19 protein-coding genes and 1 pseudogene are annotated in these 22,093 nt (G+C 59.4%); 8 read left to right on the plus strand and 12 right to left on the minus strand.

Annotated features, from left to right (window positions below; all coding sequences use genetic code 11):
• Window positions 1-87: 87 nt before the first annotated feature.
• The 3 genes from GGD50_RS17065 to GGD50_RS17075 form a co-directional block, all read right to left on the minus strand.
• Window positions 88-1,089 carry an ABC transporter substrate-binding protein gene (locus tag GGD50_RS17065; protein WP_183938533.1) on the minus strand — a complete coding sequence of 334 codons (1,002 nt, stop codon included), beginning with the start codon at window positions 1,087-1,089 and terminating at the stop codon, window positions 88-90.
• 68 nt (window positions 1,090-1,157) lie between these two features.
• The gene (locus GGD50_RS17070) at window positions 1,158-1,952 is read right to left on the minus strand and encodes a pyrroline-5-carboxylate reductase family protein (protein WP_183938534.1); all 795 of its coding nucleotides are present in this window, start codon (window positions 1,950-1,952) and stop codon (window positions 1,158-1,160) included.
• Window positions 1,953-1,965: 13 nt separating this feature from the next.
• A complete protein-coding gene (locus GGD50_RS17075; RefSeq protein ID WP_183938535.1) occupies window positions 1,966-2,595 on the minus strand; it encodes a TetR/AcrR family transcriptional regulator in 630 nt (209 codons plus the stop codon).
• 147 nt (window positions 2,596-2,742) lie between these two features.
• Between GGD50_RS17075 and GGD50_RS17080 the strand changes: the two genes are divergently transcribed.
• From GGD50_RS17080 to GGD50_RS17100, 5 genes are all read left to right on the plus strand, one after another.
• Entirely contained in the window at window positions 2,743-4,779 is a 2,037-nt protein-coding gene (locus GGD50_RS17080; protein ID WP_183938536.1) for an NADH:flavin oxidoreductase, read from the plus strand.
• A gap of 41 nt (window positions 4,780-4,820) precedes the next feature.
• Entirely contained in the window at window positions 4,821-5,423 is a 603-nt protein-coding gene (locus tag GGD50_RS17085) for a dimethylsulfoniopropionate lyase (RefSeq protein ID WP_183938537.1), read from the plus strand.
• Between the two features lie 57 nt (window positions 5,424-5,480).
• The gene (locus GGD50_RS17090; protein ID WP_183938538.1) at window positions 5,481-6,245 is read left to right on the plus strand and encodes an electron transfer flavoprotein subunit beta/FixA family protein; all 765 of its coding nucleotides are present in this window, start codon (window positions 5,481-5,483) and stop codon (window positions 6,243-6,245) included.
• Window positions 6,246-6,270: 25 nt separating this feature from the next.
• Window positions 6,271-7,200 carry an electron transfer flavoprotein subunit alpha/FixB family protein gene (locus tag GGD50_RS17095; RefSeq protein ID WP_183938539.1) on the plus strand — a complete coding sequence of 310 codons (930 nt, stop codon included), beginning with the start codon at window positions 6,271-6,273 and terminating at the stop codon, window positions 7,198-7,200.
• Window positions 7,201-7,342: 142 nt separating this feature from the next.
• On the plus strand, window positions 7,343-8,470 hold the full coding sequence (locus tag GGD50_RS17100) for an S-(hydroxymethyl)glutathione dehydrogenase/class III alcohol dehydrogenase (protein ID WP_107108100.1): 1,128 nt from the start codon (window positions 7,343-7,345) through the stop codon (window positions 8,468-8,470).
• Window positions 8,471-8,611: 141 nt separating this feature from the next.
• Here GGD50_RS17100 and GGD50_RS17105 read toward each other — a convergent pair whose 3' ends face one another.
• Window positions 8,612-9,106 (minus strand): Lrp/AsnC family transcriptional regulator, encoded by a 495-nt coding sequence (locus tag GGD50_RS17105; protein ID WP_107108101.1) that lies wholly within the window; start codon window positions 9,104-9,106, stop codon window positions 8,612-8,614.
• A 183-nt stretch (window positions 9,107-9,289) separates the two neighbouring features.
• Between GGD50_RS17105 and GGD50_RS17110 the strand changes: the two genes are divergently transcribed.
• A complete protein-coding gene (locus tag GGD50_RS17110) occupies window positions 9,290-9,466 on the plus strand; it encodes a hypothetical protein (RefSeq protein ID WP_181316050.1) in 177 nt (58 codons plus the stop codon).
• 47 nt (window positions 9,467-9,513) lie between these two features.
• Entirely contained in the window at window positions 9,514-13,218 is a 3,705-nt protein-coding gene (putA, locus tag GGD50_RS17115) for a trifunctional transcriptional regulator/proline dehydrogenase/L-glutamate gamma-semialdehyde dehydrogenase (protein WP_183938540.1), read from the plus strand.
• 131 nt (window positions 13,219-13,349) lie between these two features.
• On the opposite strand, the gene GGD50_RS17120 is transcribed toward putA, so the two are convergent.
• From GGD50_RS17120 to mctS, 7 genes are all read right to left on the minus strand, one after another.
• On the minus strand, window positions 13,350-13,934 hold the full coding sequence (locus tag GGD50_RS17120) for a TadE/TadG family type IV pilus assembly protein (protein WP_183938541.1): 585 nt from the start codon (window positions 13,932-13,934) through the stop codon (window positions 13,350-13,352).
• Window position 13,935: 1 nt separating this feature from the next.
• Window positions 13,936-14,466 carry a TadE/TadG family type IV pilus assembly protein gene (locus GGD50_RS17125; protein WP_183938542.1) on the minus strand — a complete coding sequence of 177 codons (531 nt, stop codon included), beginning with the start codon at window positions 14,464-14,466 and terminating at the stop codon, window positions 13,936-13,938.
• A complete protein-coding gene (locus tag GGD50_RS17130) occupies window positions 14,463-15,824 on the minus strand; it encodes a TadE/TadG family type IV pilus assembly protein (RefSeq protein ID WP_183938543.1) in 1,362 nt (453 codons plus the stop codon). Before GGD50_RS17130 ends, GGD50_RS17125 begins: the two co-directional genes overlap by 4 nt.
• Window positions 15,825-16,114: 290 nt before the next feature.
• Window positions 16,115-17,590 carry a monocarboxylate uptake permease MctP gene (gene mctP / locus GGD50_RS17135; RefSeq protein ID WP_183938544.1) on the minus strand — a complete coding sequence of 492 codons (1,476 nt, stop codon included), beginning with the start codon at window positions 17,588-17,590 and terminating at the stop codon, window positions 16,115-16,117.
• Window positions 17,580-17,777, minus strand: a complete 198-nt coding sequence (locus GGD50_RS17140) for a DUF3311 domain-containing protein (RefSeq protein WP_183938545.1) — start codon at window positions 17,775-17,777, stop codon at window positions 17,580-17,582. Before GGD50_RS17140 ends, mctP begins: the two co-directional genes overlap by 11 nt.
• A 268-nt stretch (window positions 17,778-18,045) precedes the next feature.
• Entirely contained in the window at window positions 18,046-18,690 is a 645-nt protein-coding gene (gene mctR / locus GGD50_RS17145; RefSeq protein ID WP_183938546.1) for a two-component system response regulator MctR, read from the minus strand.
• Window positions 18,687-20,072 carry a two-component system sensor histidine kinase MctS gene (gene mctS, locus GGD50_RS17150; protein WP_183938547.1) on the minus strand — a complete coding sequence of 462 codons (1,386 nt, stop codon included), beginning with the start codon at window positions 20,070-20,072 and terminating at the stop codon, window positions 18,687-18,689. Before mctS ends, mctR begins: the two co-directional genes overlap by 4 nt.
• A gap of 559 nt (window positions 20,073-20,631) precedes the next feature.
• On the opposite strand from mctS, the gene GGD50_RS17155 reads away from it, so the two are divergent.
• The gene (locus GGD50_RS17155) at window positions 20,632-20,862 is read left to right on the plus strand and encodes a DUF1127 domain-containing protein (RefSeq protein WP_183938548.1); all 231 of its coding nucleotides are present in this window, start codon (window positions 20,632-20,634) and stop codon (window positions 20,860-20,862) included.
• Between the two features lie 400 nt (window positions 20,863-21,262).
• Here GGD50_RS17155 and GGD50_RS17160 read toward each other — a convergent pair.
• Window positions 21,263-22,077: pseudogene (locus tag GGD50_RS17160) on the minus strand (IS110 family RNA-guided transposase); the annotation flags it as partial.
• Window positions 22,078-22,093: the final 16 nt, after the last annotated feature.

A 22,093-nucleotide genomic window follows, 5' to 3' on the forward strand; every position in this document is an offset into this window, starting at 1 on the left:
TTTTCTCAAAGGCAGGCGCGGTGAGTCTTTTTGTTTCATTGCCCAGTGAGAAGCGGTGCGCTATCCGCGCACCGCATGATTTTTCGATTAAAGCGAAGCTTCGATTTTCTTCGCCGCTTCCGGCGAAACCCACTTCGTCCAAGTGTCCTTGTTTTCCTTGAGGAAGTGCTTTGCGCCGTCTTCGCCGCTCGCCTGATTGTCGGTCATCCAGGCCATCAGCTTGTTGACGGTGTCATTGCTCCAGGAGCGCTTCGAAAGGTAGTTCATGACATCCGGACCAGCCTTCTCGGAGAAGGGCTTTGCAACAAGCGTGACGACATGGTCCGTGGGCCATGCATTCGGCTTGGGATCGGGGCAATCCGCAACGGTGTTGCAGCGCTTCCATTCCGCAGGATCGTTCGGCACGCCCGCATCGAGCTTTACCATCGCGTATTTGCCGAGCAAGGCGGTCGGAGCCCAATAGTAGCCGACCCAGCCTTCCTTACGCTCGTAGGCCTTGGCGATCGAGCCATCGAGGCCGGCAGCCGAGCCGGTGTCGACCAGCGTGAATCCAGCCTTCTGAGCGTCAAAGGCCTTATAATATTGCGAGGTGACGACCGTGCCGCCCCAGCCTTGCGGACCGTTGAAAATGGCGCCCTTCTTGGCGTCTTCCGGATCGGGGAAGAGTTCGGGATGCTTCAAGACGTCCGGGATCGTCTTGATGTCCGGATGAGCGTCGACGATGTATTTCGGGATCCACCAGCCCTGTACACCGCCATCGGGGAGCGGCGAACCAACTTGAACGATACGCCCTTCGTCAGTTCCCTTCTTGACGACTTGGGGCAGAAGATCGATCCAAGCTTCCGGCGCGATATCCGGCTGGCCCTTTTCGGCCATGGAGGTGATCGTCGGGACCGTGTCACCGACGGTGATTTCGGCGCTGCAACCATATCCTTCGTTGAGAATGATCTTGTCGAGGTTCGATAGAACCTCCGCGCTCTGCCAATTCATGCTGGCGATGGTGAGGCTGCCACACTCGGCGGCGCTCGCATACGACGCGCCTCCCAGCAGGCCGAACATCATGCAAGTTGAAGCCAAAAGTTTTTTCATTATCGTTCCCTCTGCGTTGCGGCATGTTTTTGCGAGCGGGGCGCCGCGTAAACCCGCTCCCACGGTTGTCAGGATGCGTCTCCCATACTTACCGATTTGATAAACGCGGCGGTCAAACCTTTCGAAACCGCGGTATTGAAGCCGGCAGCGCGCATCTCTTCGATCGCCGCCGCGGTCGTGCCGCGGTAGTCGAGAAAGGTGCGGACGATGTCGTTCGGACAGTCTTCGCGTTGTTCGAGCAGGCAACCCGTTCCTGTCAGCAGGGTAAGGACGGCTCGCCGCGCCACGTCGGCGGCAAGACCATGGCCCACCGCGTCGTCCATCATCGCTGCGGCCAACAATGCAGGAAAAGCAGGCCCGGAACCGGTCAGGCCGGTCAGATAGTCGATGTCGCGCTCGCTGGCCACCTCGTCCTGAACGCCGCAAGCGTCAAAGATGGCACGGACGATCGCACGATCATCTTCGTCGACGGCGCTCGACGCGATCCATGGCGTGTAGGATTTCGAAACTTCGGCTGCCGCGTTCGGAAGCGTCCGGACAGCGCGCTCGGTCCTGTGATGTGTGCAGATGGCTGCGATACGGATGCCCGCCATCACGGAAATCACCAGTTTGCCGCCCGCGTCGACCGAAATTGCGGGCCAGTCTTCCGGGCGTACGGAAAGAATGATCACATCAGATCGATCTGCGAGCTCCTGGTTGTCCACTGTCCAGAATGAACCGGGAAAACGTGCCGGCTTGCCCCGGCGATAAGACAGCGAGAGGTCTGCGGGGCTGACGATGCCGGCCTTGAGAACAGAAGCGGCAATGGCACTGCCGAGCCAGCCGGCCCCGCCAATTATGCCAATTCTCAACGAGCCGCTCATTGTCCGCCTCCTCCTAATCGGGCTTGTATCCATGTCTTGCATAGAAGCGATCAAGCTCCCGCTGCTGCGGGACTTCGCCCGTGTAGATCGCGATGTATTCCGGGATTCTCTTCATGCGGAGAGCAATATCTTCGTTAGATTGCATGGAGATGTATCCGATCTGCACCAGATAGGTGGTGCGAGCGCGGACATCGGCCGTAATCTCTGAAAGGCCGAAACGCATGAACATGCGGCTGAGTGCCTCCATGCGCGTCCTGTCGGCCTTCTGAACTTCAGCGAGAATGTCCTCCGACTGAAGGGCCCAGCTTCGAACGGCGAATTCGAATTTGCTATCGAAGAGCTTATCGTTGAGCCAGCAATCGAACACGTTAAGCATCGCTTCAGCCAAGGACTCCGCATAGGCTTCGGACTGCTGAACGATGCCTCCGGTATTCTTGTCGCGCCAACGCGCTATCAGCGACGCCAACAATTGTTCGCGGTCCTGGAAGAACCAGTAGAAGCTTGTTCGCGAGAGGTTCAGCCTCTTCGCCAACGGAAGAATCTTGACCGAGTCGACGCCAGACGAGAGCAACGAGTCATACGCGGCTTCGAGCCACGCCTCCTGTGATCCCCTCCAGCCACTGTCGTTTAAAGTTTGCTCCATGAGACATCTTCTAGCAAATTGTTAAATGTCGCACAAGAAAAATGTACACATGTGTCAATGCTAATGACTTTAGTGTTTTATTTATTGACACATGTGTACATGATGCTTAGCGTCCCCGGTCGACGTACGCAATCTGGAGCCCGGCACATGTCGAACGACCCTCTTCTTCAGCCCTATCAGCTAAAGCACCTCACACTGCGCAACCGCATCATCGTGACATCTCACGAGCCCGCATATCCTGAAGACGGTATGCCGAAAGAACGGTACCGCGCCTACACGGTGGAAAGAGCAAAGGGCGGGGTCGCCCTCACGATGACGGCCGGATCCGCTGCAGTCTCAAGGGACAGCCCGCCGGTTTTCAACAATCTGCTCGCCTATAAGGACGAGATCGTTCCCTGGGTCCGGGAAATGACGGACGCCGTTCATGAGCAGGGCGCTGCGATCATGATTCAGTTGACCCATCTTGGACGTCGCACACGCTGGGATAAGGGCGATTGGCTGCCGGTCGTCGCTCCGTCACATCACCGCGAGGCGTCGCATCGCGCATTCCCGAAAAAAATTGAAGATTGGGATATCGAGCGCATCATCAAGGACTTCGCGGACGCTGCCGAACGAATGAAGGCGGGCGGCATGGATGGCGTCGAGCTGGAGGCCTACGGCCATCTCATCGACCAGTTCGCTTCGCCGCTCACCAATGAACTCGAGGCCCCCTACGGCGGCTCGCTCGAAAACCGCATGCGCTTCTGTTTCGATGTTTTCAAGGCGATGCGTGAACGGGTGGGCGACGACTTCATTTTGGGTGTGCGCTACACCGCCGACGAATGTCTTCCCGGCGGCACCAGCAAGGCCGACGGTATCGAAATTTCGAAGCGGCTGAAGGAAAGCGGCCTCATCGATTATCTGAACATCATCCGCGGACACATCGATACGGATCCCGGCTTGACCGATGTCATCCCGATCCAGGGCATGGCTAATTCGCCACACCTCGATTTCGCCGGCGAGATTCGCGCCGCGACAAACTTCCCGACCTTCCACGCGGCGAAGATTCCGGACGTCGCGACGGCTCGCCATGCCATCGCGGCAGGAAAGGTCGATATGGTCGGCATGACCCGCGCGCATATGACCGACCCGCATATTGTCAGGAAGATCATTGAAAAGCGTGAGGAGGACATCCGTCCCTGCGTCGGCGCGAACTACTGTCTCGACCGCATCTATCAGGGCGGCATGGCCTTCTGTATCCACAACGCTGCAACCGGCCGCGAGCAGACGATGCCGCATATCGTCGCAAAGGCTGAGGTTCGTAAGAAAGTTGTCGTCGTCGGTGCCGGTCCTGCCGGTCTCGAAGCCGCCCGCGTGGCTGGGGAACGCGGCCACGACGTCGTCGTCTTCGAAGCAGCGCCTAATGCTGGGGGGCAGATTCGACTGACCGCGCAAAGCGAACGCCGCCGGGAAATGATCAGCATCATCGACTGGCGCATGAGCCAATGCGAGAAGTACGGCGTCAGGTTCCACTTCAACACCTGGGCGGAAACGGAAACGGTGACCGCGGAAAATCCGGATGTCGTCATCATTGCGACCGGTGGCCTGCCGCATACGGATGTTCTGTCGAAGGGCAACGAACTCGTCGTATCCTCGTGGGACATCATCTCCGGCGACGTGAAGCCCGGCACGAACGTTCTGATCTTCGATGACGCCGGCGATCATGCCGGCTTGCAGGCTGCCGAATTCCTGGCAAAGGCCGGAGCGAAGGTCGAGATCATGACGCCCGACCGCTCGTTCGCGCCGGAAGTCATGGCGATGAACCTCGTCCCCTATATGCGCTCGCTGCAGAAGCTCGACGTCACCTTCACGGTCACGTTCCGACTGGAATCGGCTGAGAAGAACGGCAATCAGATCGTCGCCCATGTCGGAAGCGACTATGGCGGCGTCTCCAAGCAGCGCCTCGTCGACCAGATTGTCGTGAACCACGGCACTATCCCGCTCGACGAGCTGTATTTTGAGTTGAAGCCGCTTTCGAGCAATCTCGGTGAGATTTCGCACGACGAGCTCCTGGCCGGAAAGCCTCAGTCGGTCAATCGCAATCCCGAGGGCAAGTTCCAACTGTTCCGCATCGGCGATGCCGTGGCTGCGCGTAACACGCACGCGGCAATCTACGACGGTCTGAGGATTGCGAAGGACATCTGAGATCGAGAGGCCGGCCGCGGGTCTGTCTGGGAGGAGACGGAATGGTTGAAAGAAGTGAAGATCTCCAGCGATTTGTCGATGCCGCTTTCGTCGCCTTCGACAAGTTCGCTAGGGAGCCGGAGGCTCGCCGCTCGATCCCGCAGATCTTTGCGGCGTTGCAACGCCCTGGGCAGGAACGCGAAGGCCCCGGCAGCCGCCTGCCTGTCTGCGAGCTTTCGCCCGCAGCGCTTTCCATCCAGACGTCGGATCCTGCCCTGCGGCAATTGATCGACCGCTTCGAAGGCGTCGAACGCAAGCTGGAATGGCGTCGAAAGACAACGCGTGTTGATACGGCCAGCGAGAACTTTGCAGATGGCCATGCGAATGCGATGATCATCGGCCCCGGCGGGCTTGAAGAGCGTGACGATCTCTGGCTTGGCGTCACCTTGATGGCGCCGCATGTATGCTATCCGGATCATGATCACGCGCCGGAGGAAGTCTATCTCGTCCTGTCCGAGGGCGAGTTCCGGCAGGGGAACGGGGACTGGTTTTCGCCCGGTATCGGCGGGTCGTTCTACAATGTCCCGCAAATCAAACATGCCATGAGGTCGGTCGATACGCCGCTCTTCGCCTTCTGGGCGTTGCTTGCCGAACGGCCGCACTGAATGCGCAACAATCTTCGGAACACAACAATCTTCGGAACAAATGAAAAGGGGTCCGCCATGAAGATTCTCGTCCCTGTTAAGCGGGTTGTGGATTACAACGTCAAGATCCGGGTGAAGCCGGATGGATCGGGCGTTGAGCTTGCGAATGTGAAGATGTCGATGAACCCGTTCGACGAGATCTCAGTCGAAGAGGCGCTGCGCCTGAAGGAGGCCGGCAAGGCCGAGGAAGTGGTGGTGGTGTCGATCGGGCCTGCGAAGGCCGAAGAGACGCTGCGCACCGCGCTTGCCATGGGCGCCGATCGCGCCATCCTGGTCGAGACCGACGATCAGGTCGAGCCGCTGGCGGTCGCAAAGATCCTGAAGGGTGTGGCCGATGCCGAACAGCCGGGCCTGATCATCGTCGGCAAACAGGCGATCGATGATGACTCGAACCAGACCGGCCAGATGCTGGCAGCTTTGCTCGGTTCGGCACAGGCGACCTTTGCCTCGAAGATCGAGATCGGCGACGGCAAGGCGCCAGAGGGTACAGCAAGGGTGACCCGCGAGGTCGACGGCGGCCTGCAGACGATCGAGGTCAAGCTTCCAGCCGTGGTCACATCAGACCTTCGCCTCAACGAGCCGCGTTATGCCTCGCTGCCGAACATCATGAAGGCGAAGAAGAAGCCACTCGACAAGAAGGCACCCGCCGACTTCGGGGTCTCGACTGAGCCGCGGCTGAAGGTGCTGAAGACCGAGGAGCCGTCCGGCCGCAAGGCCGGCGTCAAGGTCAAGTCGGTGGCCGAGCTGGTCGAGAAGCTGAAGACCGAAGCCGGCGTGCTCTAAAGGATAGGAAAGGAAGAACTTCACCATGGCCATTCTTCTTCTGGCTGACCACGACAATCAAAGCCTTTCCGACCAGACCGCCAAGGCGCTGACGGCAGCAAGCCAGATCGGCGGCGATGTGCATATTCTCGTCGCTGGCAAGGCCGCCAAGGCGGCGGCCGAGCAGGCGGCCAAACTTGCCGGCGTCTCCAAGGTGCTGCTGGCGGAAAGCGACGAGCTTGCCAACAATCTTGCCGAGCCGCTTGCCGATCTCATCGTGTCGCTGGCAGCAGGCTACGACACCATCCTGACGGCCGCCACCTCGGTCGGCAAGAACGTCATGCCGCGGGTTGCAGCCCTGCTTGACGTCGCCCAGGTCTCGGAAATCATCGAAGTCGTGTCGTCCGATACCTTCAAGCGGCCGATCTATGCCGGCAATGCCATCCAGACGGTGCAGGCAAGCGACGCCAAGAAGGTCATCACCGTGCGCACCGCCTCCTTCGCCTCGGCAGCCGAAGGTGGCTCGGCCACCGTCGAGGCGATCGCGGCGGTCGCCAATCCCGGTCTGTCGAGCTTCGTCGCCGACGCGCTGTCGACCTCGGACCGTCCGGAACTGACGTCTGCAAAGATCATCATCTCCGGTGGCCGCGCCCTCGGCTCGGCGGAAAAGTTCAAGGAAGTCATCCTGCCGGTTGCCGACAAGCTTGGTGCGGCGGTTGGCGCCTCGCGCGCGGCCGTCGATGCCGGTTATGCGCCGAACGACTGGCAGGTCGGCCAGACCGGCAAGGTGGTGGCGCCGCAGCTCTACATCGCCTGCGGCATTTCCGGCGCCATCCAGCATCTTGCCGGCATGAAGGACTCAAAGGTCATCGTCGCCATCAACAAGGACGAAGAGGCGCCGATCTTCCAGATCGCCGACTACGGCCTTGTCGCGGACTTGTTCGAGGCGCTGCCCGAACTCGAAAAGGCGCTGTGATATCGGAATGACCGACGCCGGCGATCTGCGTGAACGCGAAGTCGAAATTTGACGTGGTGATCGTCGGCGACCGGCCCGCTTAGGGGCCGGTCTGTCCGAAATATGTGAACCACCTAACACTATGAGGGAAGGAAGCAAATCCATGGACGTACGCGCCGCCGTCGCCGTTGCCGCCGGTAAACCGCTGGAAGTCATGACCGTTCAGCTCGAAGGCCCAAGGGCCGGCGAAGTGCTGGTCGAGGTCAAGGCAACCGGCATCTGCCATACCGACGATTTCACGCTCTCAGGCGCCGATCCGGAAGGCCTGTTTCCGGCGATCCTCGGCCATGAAGGTGCCGGCATCGTCGTCGACGTCGGACCGGGTGTCACCTCGGTGAAGAAGGGCGATCACGTCATTCCGCTTTATACGCCCGAATGCCGCGAATGCCCGTCGTGCCTGTCGCGCAAGACCAATCTCTGCACGGCGATCCGCTCCACCCAGGGCCAGGGTCTGATGCCGGACGGCACCTCGCGTTTCTCGATCGGCAAGGACAAGATCCATCACTATATGGGCTGCTCGACCTTCGCCAATTATACGGTGCTGCCGGAGATTGCCGTTGCCAAGGTCAACCCGGACGCCCCCTTCGACAAGATCTGCTACATCGGCTGCGGTGTCACCACCGGCATCGGTGCCGTCATCAACACCGCCAAGGTGGAGATCGGCGCAACCGCCATCGTCTTCGGTCTCGGCGGTATTGGCCTTAACGTCATCCAGGGCCTGAAGCTTGCCGGTGCCGACATGATCATCGGCGTCGATCTCAACAATGACAAGAAGGCCTGGGGCGAGCGCTTCGGCATGACGCATTTCGTCAATCCGAAGGAGGTTGGCGACGACATCGTGCCTTATCTCGTCAACATGACGAAGCGTGGCGCCGATCAGATCGGCGGCGCCGATTACACCTTCGACTGCACCGGCAACACCAAGGTGATGCGCCAGGCGCTGGAGGCAAGCCATCGCGGCTGGGGCAAGTCGGTGGTCATCGGCGTTGCCGGTGCCGGCCAGGAGATTTCGACGCGTCCGTTCCAGCTCGTCACTGGCCGTAGCTGGATGGGCACGGCCTTCGGCGGCGCCCGTGGCCGCACCGATGTGCCGAAGATCGTCGACTGGTACATGGACGGCAAGATCCAGATCGATCCGATGATCACCCACACCATGCCGCTCGAAGACATCAACAAGGGCTTCGAGCTCATGCATTCCGGCGAGAGCATTCGCAGCGTGGTGCTTTACTGAAGCCTGTGTCTCCGACATGACTTTGTCTTGAACGTCCCGCCACAAGCGGGGCGTTCAATGCAGCACAGATGACTTCGGTATAAGAGCTGCAATGCCCGCCCGGCCTGGTATCCGATCGGCCGTGTCGACACGACCAGAAGGTCAGGTCAGGCTCGAAGCAAATTTGTCCCAGCCTTCCTTGACCGTTTCCATCGCGACATTGGTGGATGTGCTGGCAACGTGAGGCAGCGTCGAAATCCGCTCTCCCAAGACCCGACGATATCGTCCGATATCGCGCGTCCTGATCTTGAGCAGGTAATCGAACCTGCCGGCGATCATGTGGCATTCCTCGACTTCCCTGATCTTCTTCACGGCGTCGTTGAAGCTCTTCAGGGCATCCTCCCGCGTATTCGAAAGCTTCACCTCCACGAACGCGATGTGGTCGAGCTGCATCTTCGCCGGATTGAGGACCGCCTTGAACCCTTCGATATATCCGTCGTTGATGAGCCTCTTGAAGCGAAGCTGGCACGGCGTCTTGGATAGGCCGACACGGGCGGCCAGCTCGGTGATCGACAGCCTGCCATCCTGGGCCAGCGCTTCGAGGATCTTTCTGTCGAATTGGTCTAAATCACTAAAAACGTCGGCTTCAATAGGCATATCGTCAGATCCATGCGCCAATAATAAGTTCATATAGCCTGAAAATCCTCATTTTCAAGTGAGAATGCCGCCGCTCGATCATGTTAGATCTCTCAGCAGGATTGAGGAGCCGCCATGGGCAAGGCCTGCACGGCATTCGGCATCTGAGTTGGCTTCGAACAACACTATGATTTGAGGTTTCCGATGACACATGAGACAATTCGCCAGCGTCAGGACATCGACCTGTCGGCAAACTATCGGCCTATCTCTTTCTCCGCCGTAAAGGCCGCCGTCAGCGTGATGCCGACGAAGACGCGGGATGAGCCGAGGAAGGATTCCCTGAAGCATCTTCTTCTGCCGGAAAGCCTGCCTGAATCATAAGCGCTGAAAACCTTCGATCCAGATCACCATCGCCAATAGGTTTGCAAATGCTCAAAGTCGTCGCCGACGTCGCCAATTCCGACCCCAATTCTCCCCAGCCATTTGCGCAATTCGCGCCTCCGATCAAAGAGCAGTCTGACCTGCGTCGGGCCATCACGGCCGCCTATCGCCGCCCGGAGACCGAGTGCTTGCCTCCGCTTGTGGAAGCGGCGAGGATTCCTGCCGATGTAAAAACATCGGTGCGCGCGACGGCCCGCAAGCTGATCGAGGCGCTCCGTGCGAAGCATAAGGGCACGGGCGTCGAGGGTCTCGTTCACGAGTATTCGCTCTCCAGCCAGGAAGGCGTCGCTCTCATGTGTCTTGCCGAGGCGCTCCTGCGCATTCCGGACACGGCGACACGCGATGCCCTGATCCGGGACAAGATCGCGGAAGGTGACTGGAAGTCCCATATCGGCGGCGGCCGGTCGCTTTTCGTCAACGCGGCGACGTGGGGCCTGGTCGTCACCGGAAAACTGACGGGGACCGTCAATGACCGAAGCCTTTCAGCAGCCTTGACCCGGCTTATCGCCCGCTGCGGCGAGCCAGTCATCCGCCGTGGCGTCGATATGGCGATGCGCATGATGGGCGAGCAATTCGTCACCGGCGAGACGATCGAGGAGGCATTGAAGCGCGCCCATCCCCTTGAGGTACGGGGCTTCCGCTACTCCTACGACATGCTCGGCGAGGCAGCGACCACGGCTGCCGATGCCCTCCGTTACTATCGCGACTACGAGAACGCCATTCACGCGATCGGCAAGGCCTCCGGCGGCCGCGGCGTCTACGAAGGTCCCGGCATTTCGATCAAGCTTTCGGCCCTTCATCCGCGCTACGCCCGCACGCAGTCGGACCGCGTCATGGATGAGCTGCTTCCCCGGGTTCGCGAGCTGGCGCTGCTCGCGCGCAAATACGATATCGGCCTGAACATCGATGCGGAGGAGGCGGATCGTCTCGAACTGTCGCTCGACCTGCTGGAAGAGCTTAGCTTCGACCAAGAGCTTAAGGGCTGGAACGGCCTGGGCTTTGTCGTCCAGGCCTACGGCAAGCGCTGCCCTTTCGTGCTCGATTACGTCATCGATCTGGCACGCCGCTCCGGCCGGCGCATGATGGTGCGGCTGGTGAAAGGCGCCTATTGGGACGCCGAAATCAAGCGCGCGCAGCTTGATGGTCTTCCAGACTTCCCTGTCTACACGCGAAAAATCCACACAGACGTTGCCTACGCCGCGTGTGCCCGCAAGCTGCTCGCGGCGACGGACGCCGTCTTTCCGCAGTTCGCCACGCACAACGCCCAGACGCTGGCCACCATCTATCATCTGGCCGGCCCGGACTTTCAGATCGGCAAGTACGAGTTCCAATGCCTGCATGGCATGGGCGAACCTCTTTATGACGAAGTTGTCGGCAAGCAGAAGCTGGATCGCCCCTGCCGCATCTATGCCCCGGTCGGCACGCATGAGACGCTGCTTGCCTATCTGGTTCGCCGCCTGCTCGAAAACGGCGCCAATTCCTCCTTCGTTAACAGGATCTCGGATGCGAACGTCTCGCTCGACGAACTCGTGGCCGATCCGGTGGATCTCGTCGAAGCAAACGCGCCGGTTGGCAAGCCGCATGACCTGATCGCCCTGCCTCGCAATCTCTATGGAGGCGAAAGGCAGAACTCGTCCGGAATCGATCTTTCGAATGAAGCCGAACTTGAGGCGCTCGCGGCTAATCTTGTCGCCACGACGCGGCAGTCATGGCATGCCTTGCCTCTGCTTGCCGATGGATCCGTCGAGGGAGAGACGAGACCGATCCTCAATCCTGCCGACCATGGCGACGTCGTTGGCCAGGTCACCGAAATCGGGATCGATGCCGCCGCGAAGATCGCCCGGCTTGCGGCCGAGGGTGCGCAACAATGGGCTGCCGTCTCGCCGGCGGACCGCGCCGCATGCCTCGAGCGTGCTGCCGACATCATGCAGTCGCGGATCGAGACGCTGATGGGCGTCATCATGCGTGAGGCAGGCAAATCGGCGGCAAACGCGATCGGCGAAGTGCGCGAAGCGGTCGACTTCCTCCGCTACTACGCGGGACAGGCGCGCCGAACGCTCGGCCCCTCGCACGCGCCGCTTGGCCCGATCGTCTGCATCAGCCCGTGGAATTTCCCGCTCGCGATTTTCACGGGGCAGGTCGCCGCGGCGCTCGTCGCCGGCAACTCGGTGATGGCGAAGCCGGCCGGTGTCACGCCAATCATCGCGTTCGAGAGCATCAAGATCCTGCACGAAGCCGGGGTGCCGAGGGGTGCGCTTCAGTTCGTTCCGGGTAGCGGTCGCCTTGGTGCTGCGCTGATCGACGCGCCGGAGACCGCCGGCGTCATGTTTACCGGTTCCACCGGTGTCGCGCGACTTATCCAGGCACAGCTTGCGCGGCGGCTGTCCAAGTTCGGAAAGCCGATCCCGCTTATCGCCGAAACGGGCGGTCAGAATGGCATGATCGTCGACTCGTCGGCTCTGGCCGAGCAAGTGGTCGGTGATGTCATCGCATCGGCCTTCGACAGCGCCGGTCAGCGCTGCTCTGCGCTGCGCGTCTTGTGTTTGCAGGAGGAGATTGCCGATCGAACCCTGAACATGCTGAAGGGCGCGCTCCAGGAGCTGAGCATCGGTCGGACGGATAGGCTCAGCGTCGACGTCGGGCCGGTCATCAATCATGAGGCCAAGTCGGAAATCGACACCCATATCGAGAAGATGCGCGGCCTCGGCCGTAAAATCGACCAGTTGCCGCTGCCAGAGACTGCAACGCTCGGCACCTTCGTGCCGCCGACCATCATAGAGTTGAAGACGCTTTCGGACCTGACGAAGGAAATCTTCGGCCCCGTGCTGCATGTGATCCGTTACCGCCGCCAGGATCTGGACCGGTTGATCGACGACATCAACGGCTCGGGCTACGGCCTGACGTTTGGGCTGCATACGCGCCTGGACGAGACGATTGCTCGCGTCACGGGGCGGATCAAGGCCGGCAATCTCTACGTCAACCGGAACATCATTGGCGCCGTTGTCGGCGTTCAGCCATTCGGTGGACGCGGGCTTTCGGGAACGGGACCGAAAGCGGGCGGCCCGCTCTACATCGGTCGTCTGGTGCAAAAAGCGCCGGTTCCTCCGCAGCATAGCTCCTTCCATATCGACCCCGCGCTTTCGGATTTCGCCCTCTGGCTTTCCGGAAAGGGCAAAAGCGATGACGCCGAGGCGGCGCGCGAACTCGGGAGCCTTTCTGCCGTGGGTCTCGAAAAGGAGCTTGCCGGCCCTGTCGGCGAACGGAATGTTTATACGCTCCATCCCCGCGGCCGGGTGCTTCTCGTTGCCACAACGGAGCGAGGCCTCTATCGCCAAATCGCTGCAGCACTCGCGACCGGCAACCATCTGGTCGTCGACGAAATTTCCGGACTTCGTTCAACGCTTACGGGCCTTCCGGCCAGCGTTGCCGCACGCCTGGCATGGACGACGGACTGGAATGCCGATGGCCCCTTTGCCGCCGCTCTGGTGGAAGGAGACGCAAAACGGGTCCTCGAGATCAACCAGCGGATCGCCGCGCTTGATGGACCGCTTGTCCTTGTCCAGTCGGCGACGACGGCGGAGCTTGAGAGCGATATCGAGGCCTATTGCCTCAACTGGCTTGTCGAGGAGGTTTCAACCTCGATCAACACGGCGGCCGCCGGTGGCAATGCCAGCTTGATGACGATCGGATAGGTCCCTTATGTTTGGCGGCGGCACTCGAAATGCCGGGAGCCGTCGCTGTTCATCCAAAACGATCCGCCATCTCGATGAGCAGCACCAAACGATTCCTGCCAAGGACTTTTGTCGTCGCATTACCTATCCGCCTACTTGTAGGTGATCGTATCGCCGACTCTTGGACGATTGAAGAAATGGCGATCGAAGGTGTAGCCATTCGAGCCGGTAACGGACGCAAAGAACGCCGAGACGGGGGTCGTCAATGTATATTGCACCCGCGTTAGCACGACCTGCACGCCGGTTTCCTGTATCTGCGAAGGTATTGTGATCGTGCTTGTCGTGCCGGAGGTAAGGGCTGTTGTATTCAGCGCGGCAGACCAGTTGACCGTCGCGGCGCCGCTGCTGCTGATATCGTTCACCGAGACAGTGATCGTAAGCCCTGTGGTGGTATAAGGCTGCAGGATGAAGCTGGCGCCGGTAAGAAGCTTCGCGACGTCGGCCTTTGTCCAAGTGCCCTGCTGTGAGATCATGTCGCCGGTAGTGGAGGCAATCTCGTCTATCTTTCGGCTGACTGTAAGCGCATGGCCGAGATCAATGGAGCCAAACAGCAGAACCACCAGGAGCGGCAATAGGAGGGCGAATTCCACCCCTGAGGCGCCCGACCGATCGCATGCCAGATAACGGATGCAGAATTTGGCCAACCGGCAAGAGGACAGGTTCCGTTTCGGGATCATGTTAGAAAGGCTCGTTTCGGAACAGAACGGCAGATCCGAGCAGATAGCGGCCATCGGAAAGCTCGGCGCTCGACAAGGTGAAAAAATTGACGACGGCAGTCCAGGGCAGAAATGCCTGGACAAGGATGTAGTCGCTGCCCTTGCCGATATTATAGGTCTCGGTGACGGCGAGCTTGCCGCTGCTGTCGATGGGGTTGGTGCTGGCGACGGTTGATATGTCGGAAAGCACATCGACCTTTACCAACAGATTTCCGGAGCATTCGAACGCCAAAAGCATATCGGTGCAAATTTGGGCTTTGAAATCGGCCAATGTGAGATTTGAGGACGCGGCCTCGCCGGTCCGGATCATTCGCGAGATCTTCTGCACCGAAGCGTCCAATGCAGAGTCGATGAAAAACATCAGCGACACTTCGATGATCGCGAATATGAACATAAACAGTGGCAGGGCCAGGATCGCGAATTCGATCGCAGCTACGCCGCGGCGATCGGCGAGGAGGCGGCGCAGAAGTGCAAACGGTTTCGTCTGCCTCATTGGGTCAGCCGAACGGATGTGAGATATTGAGTGAAAAGTGCTGACAGACCTGTCGTGATGTCTGTCGACGATGACGCGGAAATAAACAAGCTCTTGGAAGATGCGCAGTCGGCAAGCGCATAGGGGATGTAGTCACGTCTCGTGATGCTGGTCGAGACCCCGCTATCCATCGTGCCGCCCCAGGTGCTCTTCCAACTGGCGCTCGCCATGGTCGAGCCGACGGTTGCGTTATAACCCCAGTCCGTGGTGATTGGCAGATATTCGGTATAAAGAACCGCCATGGTGGCGGACTGGTTCTTGACGTAGGCACACCAATCGGGATTAAGCGGTGCCACCTTGTTCCAATATCGTCCAGACACAGCCTTCCCTTTCGACCATGTCACCCCGTCGGTTACCCATTCGCGCTGCGATTGGACGCCGTCCGTCAGCAGGAGAACCAGTTTGAGCGGTTTGGACGAAGAGGTGCCATCGCCACCAGTTCCGACCATCTTCTTCAGCGCGGTCAAGGAGACGTCAAAATAGGTATAGGTCGTCGACGTTGCGCTTGTGAGACCGTAGCTGTCGGTGGTGAGGCGTTTGCGCGCGGTCGTGGTATCCAGCGTCGGAGCGAGAACTTCCGTGGCCGTATCACCCAAGCTGTATAGCCCGACTTTGATGCGTGCATGACTGCTATCGGACTTATCGATCATATCGAGCACTTCACCGACGGCATCTACGGCAACGTCGGCGCGCAGTTTTATACTCTTTGCGGTGCTATATTCGTAGTTGTTGGCGTAAGATTTACCGCTGACTGTGTGCGCATCGCCCGTGTGGCAGGCAAACTGGCAGCCGATGCCGGAATACATGGTCTGCTGACCCGCCGTCGTTGCCGCCAGAAGCATCGATGGCGATTTGTCGATCACGATGTAAACGTTGAGATAGGACGTGGCCGGTCCTTCGACGGCACTTTCCACACTGACGGGAACCGTCGTGATATTCGCAAGCTGCATCAAAGTTGTCGGAACAGTGCCGCTCGCCGTCGCCGTTATGCGATGGTTGGTCGTATCGATCTCGATATCGCCAAGCGAATAGCTGCTTTCGACCTGCGCATGAAACCAGTCGGAAACTTTTTCCTTGAGGGCGTCAGAGTCATCCGTATCGATCTGTTTGACGGCGGCGATTAGGGCCGCGTCAAGATCGGCCTGCATACTCTGCCTGACATTGTAGGCCCGGATGTAGTCGAAGCTCGCGCCAACGGCGAGGATCATAGGCACCATTGTGAGGGCAACAACGATTGCAACGTTGCCGCCTCTGTCTCTTCGCAGACCACGAAGGGTCTCGACGAGCCGACTAAGTGAATATGAAAAACCCGAGCTCAAAAAACACCGTCACTTATCTCATAAAAATAGTGACGACGATGACGTACCGAAGAAGGTTAATCTTCGATGCATTCTTATCCGCGGCGGCGGAAAGCACGCTGTCGGTCTGCTATTCTGTGCGCAAATTGTACATGCCTGCGGATTCTGGATATTAGTATGACAAATATCGCTCATCGCAATCTGAGATGGCTGGAGGGAGCGAAGCGCCGCTATCCTGAGCCAGAATTGGGTAAGATGCTTGGCAATATGCTCGGAGGACCGCATTGCTGTGGTCCTCCGATGTGTTTGTTTTAAGCCTGCGCCGTGGTTCTTGCCGGCACGACGGCATTGACCGCGACCGCGACGAGGATGTTTGCCGCGAGCGCAAGCAGTCCGGTGTAGACCGTGAAGGGTTCTCCGCCGAGGCTGATCAGGTGCAAAGGCTTCCAGCCGGCATCCCAGACGAGGAAGGTGCCGCCGATGAAGCCGACGAACCAGCCGGCGAGCAGGCCCGGCGCCCGGAACCAATTGGTATAGAGGCCGAAGACCAGGGCAGGCAGCGTCTGCAGGATCCAGATGCCGCCCAGCAATTGCAGGTCGAGCGCAAACTGCGTCGGCAGGAAGATGATGACGAGCAGGGCACCCACCTTGACCACGAGCGAGGTGATCTTGGCCACCTTGGCTTCGCCCGCGCTGCTTACCTTTGGGTCGACATAGGCCTTCCAGAAATTGCGGGTGAAGAGATTGGCGGCACCGATGCTCATCACCGCAGCCGGAACCAGGGCTCCGATCGCGATTGCCGCAAAGGCGAAGCCGGCAAACCAGCCCGAGAACAGCGTCTTGAACAAGGTCGGCACGACATCATTGGGGCTATCAAGTTTCAAGCCGGCGGCATGGCCCATATAGCCGAGCAATGCCAGCAGACCGAGCAGCAGCGTATAGGCGGGCAGCAAGACGGCATTCTTGCGAATGGTCTTGCCGCTGTTGGAGGCAAATATACCCGTCAACGTGTGCGGATACATGAACGCGGCGAGCGCCGAGCCCAAGGCGAGCGTGGCGTAGGCGACATATTGATTGGGGCCCAGGAGAAGGCTTCCCGATCCCTTGGCCTGGAATGCGGCATCGGCTGCGGCGAAGACATTGGCGTAGCCGCCGAGTTTTGAGGGAATGAGCGCCACGGCAGCGATCACCACGACATAGATCATGATGTCCTTGACGAAGGCAATCAATGCAGGGGCACGCAAGCCGGCCGAATAGGTGTAAAGCGCCAGCACCACAAAGGCGATCGCCAACGGTAGTTCGCCATGGAGGCCAAGTGCCTTCAGGACCGCGGTCATGCCGACGAGCTGCAGCGCGATATAGGGCATGGTCGCGATGACGCCGGTTGCCGCTACGGCGAGTTCGAGCGCGCGTGAACCATACTGGCCATGTACGACGTCGCCGGCAGTCACGTAGCCGAAATCCCTTGCCCGCTTCCAGAGAACCGGCATGACCATGAAGACGAAGGGATAGACGACGATCGTATAGGGCAGAGCGAAGAAGCCATAGGCTCCGACCGTATAAACAAGCGCTGGAACGGCGATCACCGTATAGGCCGTATAGAAGTCGCCGCCGACCAGGAACCAGGTGATCCAAGTGCCGAAGCTGCGGCCACCCAGGCCCCATTCGTCGATATGGGCAAGTGTGGCCGGTTTCCGCCAGCGGGACGCGACGAAGCCCAAAATCGTCACGAGTGCGAAAAAGAAGAGGAAAACGGCAAGCGCCGTGCTGTCGATGTCAGTCGTCATGGCGCGTGCTCCGATAGGCGATATAGGTCAGCGTCGCGGTGATCGGGACCCAGGCGAGCTGGTACCAGTAGAAGAAGGGAAAACCGAACAGGGCCGGCTCGTGGCTATTGTAAAGGGATGGCCAGAGCAGGCCGATATAGGGAATGATGAGCAGCCAGAGCGCTGCCTTGCTTCGTGGTTTTTCCATGTCGGATACCTTCCGGCGCCACATATGGCGGCAAGTTGCGGTTATCAGCGTGGAAGGTTGCGTGTCAGTCGCTAGCAGAGACGGACTCGCTTGTGCCGTTGCAACCAGTTTCCCCGGCTGAACGGAAGCAGACGTCGTGCATTTGAAATCCTCCCAGCGGCTCGCCCTCCAGCAAGCCGCAGTGAAGTCCTACGGTGACGGTTTTCGTGAGACAAGATGCCGGACGAGGGAAATGGCGGAGCCTACCCAGAAGTGGGTAGGCCGCGATTCATCGCGTTTTGAGGCTGATGCCATGATCGAGCGCATAGCGGATGAGGCCCGCGGTCGTCGCAATGTTAAGCTTCTTCTTGACGTTCTTGCGGTGCGTTTCGGCCGTGGCGGGCGTTATGCCGAGAACCTCGGCCATCTCCTTGTTGCTGCTTCCGGAAACGATGAGACTGAGGACGTCGCGCTCGCGCGGCGTCAGGGGATCAGTGTCATCTCCGTTCTTTCGCTCCATCAGCACGTCGACGACACCCGACGAGAAGTATGTTCCGCCCCGGGCCACCGTTTCGATGGCCAAAACGATTTCGTCGGTCGAGACATCCTTTAGGACGTAACCGGCGGCGCCGCGCATCACGGAGGAAGAGATGTACTCCCGGCTGTCATGCATGGAGAGCATGACGACTCGCGTTTCGGGCAATTCGTTTCGAAAGAGTTCGATGGCATCGATCCCGTTCAGCTTCGGCATGTTGATGTCCATCAGCACGACCGCAGGCCGGGTATCGCGGCCGATGTCCAGGCCGGTCTGAGCGAGCCCTGCCGTTCCCACAACGTCTATATGATCATAGGTTTCGAGCACGGCCTTTAGCCCATCGATCACCAGCGGGTGGTTGTCGATCAATAGCACCTTGATTTTAGGACATGCCGTCATGCAGCTTCGACCTGATCGCGGGGCTGCAGATTGGCCGATTTCGGCATCATCGCCGTCAGTGTCGTGCCAGCGGCGGTGCTGTCGATTAGAAGCAGGCCGCGGAAATGCGCCATTCGCTCCTGCATGTTGCGGAGGCCCAGACCGTGCCCGCCGGCATCGGAGGCTTTGGTATCACCGAAGCCCGTGCCATTGTCGGAGATGGTCATGCGTGCCCGCCCGCTGTCACTCCAGAGCCGCACCGCAAGGCGGCTCGCGCCGGAATGCCGCTCGACATTGTTGAACGCCTCCTGAGCGACGCGGTAAAGAGCCGTGCTGGCCTCGGGCTTGAGTCGGTCGACGAAACCGGACGCTTCGATTTCGGTGACAATCCCGCTCCGCTCCTGGAAATTATGGCACAAAGCCTCGAGAGCCGCCGTCAGGCCCATATCGTCGAGCACACGCGGACGGAGATCATGGGACAGCCGCCGGATCTCCTTGATCGCGCCATTCAACGCCTCCACGCCGCGCTCGATCGTGAGCGCCGCATCGTTGACGTCGATCCTGACCTTCCGGCCGGCGAGATCCATGGCATAGCGGACGCCCAAGAGGTTTTGCGAAACCCCGTCATGCAGTTCGCGGGCAAGCCGGGCGCGCTCTTCCTCCTGTGTGTCGATAACCCGTTGTGTCAGCTCCTTGAGCCTGCCATCGGCCATGCGTCGCTCATGAAAGGTCAGCAGCATGCAGGTGGTGAAGACGACGATGACAGCCGGAACGGCAATCATCGCCACGATCACAAAGGTACTTTTGATGCTGGCGCGCATGCTCGCATTCGCCGCCGCCGTCTGCGCGTAGACATCGTCGAGATAAACGCCCGTTCCCACGACCCATCGCCATTTGTCTAGGCCGACGACGAAGGACAGCTTGTCGGCCACCTGGCCGCTGGATGGCTTTTGCCATTTGTACTGGTGCAGCCCGCCGCCCGCCTTTGCCGTCGCGATCAGCTCGGCGATCACCTTGTCTCCGTTCGGATCGGTCAGATCGAGCCAGTTGCGGCCGGGCCGGAAGCTCTGGCGCGGATGGACGATATTGTTGCCGTCATAGTCGTAGACAAAGAAATATCCGTCCTTGCCGTAGTCGAGCGAACCGAGGATCGCCGCGACCTTCGCCTTGGCTGCCTGATCGTCCGCCGCCGCGTCTCCATAGGTCGTCTGGATCGCGGAAACGGCAAGATGGGTCAGGTTGAGGATCTCCGTTTCCTTGGACTTCAGCATGTTCTGCTCGAAGGTCGCGATATTGACTTGCGTGAGGTTCGCCGACTGCCAAGTGATGAAACTGGTGATCGCCAGGATCGCGATCACAAGCGGTATGATCGCCAGCGCAATGATCTGGTGCCTTAGCGACAAGAGATGGCCCTCCCAAGTTTCTCGGCCGATTTCGTCCGCGTCTCTCCTCTTCACGGACCGCCGAAATATCTTTCACTAAAGCGGCAAGGATAATGCACGGTCAAGTATGGCGCCTGCCCGATCGGGTGACGTTCCACTCCACGCGGTGGCGGATGACAGCGAGCCAAGGTGCGAGCACGTCGCAATAGTGTTGCTTTTTCGCAACGATTCGCGCCCGACATTCTACAATGTGAAATTGCATACTTGCCGATCGGCCGATCTCATGTACTATGGCCGCATCCGCAATCAAATCAGAGGAGGCGTGAAATGAAATCTATTCTCATGTTTAGTCGCTTCTCTGGCGGAATGGCTGCAGTGGTGTCGATGCGATGTGCCTCGAGCCCAAGCCAACATTGGCACCCGGGCTATTAAGCCTCGGATTTTCTGCCCGTTTAGCATTTTCCTTGTTACCTTGACGTGACCGGCTACCGGAGCGCTCGTTTGCATTTCCGCGTCGGTATCCGCGCGTCTTTTGACCTTCGAAAGGACCCGGCTGCATCGTTGCGCTGGGAAAGAAACTATGCGCGAAGAACAATCTTTAGTTGCCGACACTCTCGCGGCGACCGTTGATGAACTCTGCCTGAAATTCGGCGTCCGGAAGACCGCGTTTGCGTTGTTCCTCGCCGGATGGAGGCATCAGAAAACGGTAAATCAAACCTCTCACCTGTCCAACCGCATGCGCCAGGATATTGGCCTTCCGGAGGGTGAGGAAACGTGCGGATTTTCTGTTTTGAATTTCCGGTCATGGTGAGGGGCCGGAATGACCAGGCTAGGGCAAGGGGTGAAAGAGACGCCTCTCGCTCCATTCCCGGCCGGCTCGGGGCCGGTTTGGAACCATCGCTATGTGGACATGGCGCGCCCGCCACTGGGTGCGCCCGGCTCTTTTCTATTCGGCGTGCTGAGGTCAAGCGCTTTTGAGCTTTCAGCTTCTCGATGGTATGGCGTCTCTCGCGGGCCCTCGCTTCTCTTCGGGATCGGCACACGGCCCTCCCATTGGATCAGTAGAATGAGATGGCCCAATCTGTTGCGCGTTCTGACCGCGGTGAAGCGATCGACACAAGAGCCCAAGCGAGCTCATCTCATCCATCGTCCCGCGAAGGACGCCTTTCCACCGGTTGGCGGAACATTATTGTCTCTTTCCAGCAATCCACTTAGACGGACGCAGGCATATTTTCCCTCGTCCAGCGGAATTCTATTCCGTCGCTCCACATGCGGTCATGATCACGGCAAGCCGTCGCGCCAAGGCTACAATTGCCTTTTGCCGGCCGCGTCGCTTGGCGATCTGCATGGCCCACGCTTTGAGCCAGGACCATTTCTGGACCCGTGTCAGCATGACCTGCGCGGCCTCATAGAGCAGCACTCGCATGGCTTCATCGCCGCACAACGAGATCCGGCCGACACGGCGGCTTTCACCGGATTGGTTGAGAACTGGCGTCAATCCGAGGGATGGCCCAACAGCTTTCGAACTCTTGAAGCGGGCGGGAACGTCGATCGTGCTGATAAAAGCGAGCGACGTAACCGGGCCGACACCAGGAAGCGTCATCAAACGTGTGCAGATCGCATCGCTCTTGGCGATTTCCAACACTTGCCGATGCAGGCGGGAAAATTCCTCACGCAGCTTCCGCCTGGCGGCCAGGAGCGCGGCCGCGATCTGCGCCAGATCGGGCATGCCTTCAGTGAGCTCGCGGATCCTATCCTCGAAATTGACCGTTCCGACCACGCCAACTTTGAGCCCAAAATTGCGCAAGAGACCGCGAACGTCATTCTCGATGGCAATTGCCTTTTCCTGCAGAAGCTTGCGCGCCGTTAAAAGCGCACGGTACTTCTGGCTCGTCAACGTCTTCACATGGACCGGGCGGAACAGGTTAACACGCATCATCTGTGCGATGCCCCGCGCATCGTTGCGATCGCTCTTGTTGATCTGGGCCTTGAGGAAAACTTTGGTGTGCCGTGTCTCGATGCAGATTGCTGCCTGCCTCAGC

The organism is Martinezella paranaensis (genome assembly GCF_014200235.1).
Lineage (GTDB): Bacteria > Pseudomonadota > Alphaproteobacteria > Rhizobiales > Rhizobiaceae > Rhizobium > Rhizobium paranaense.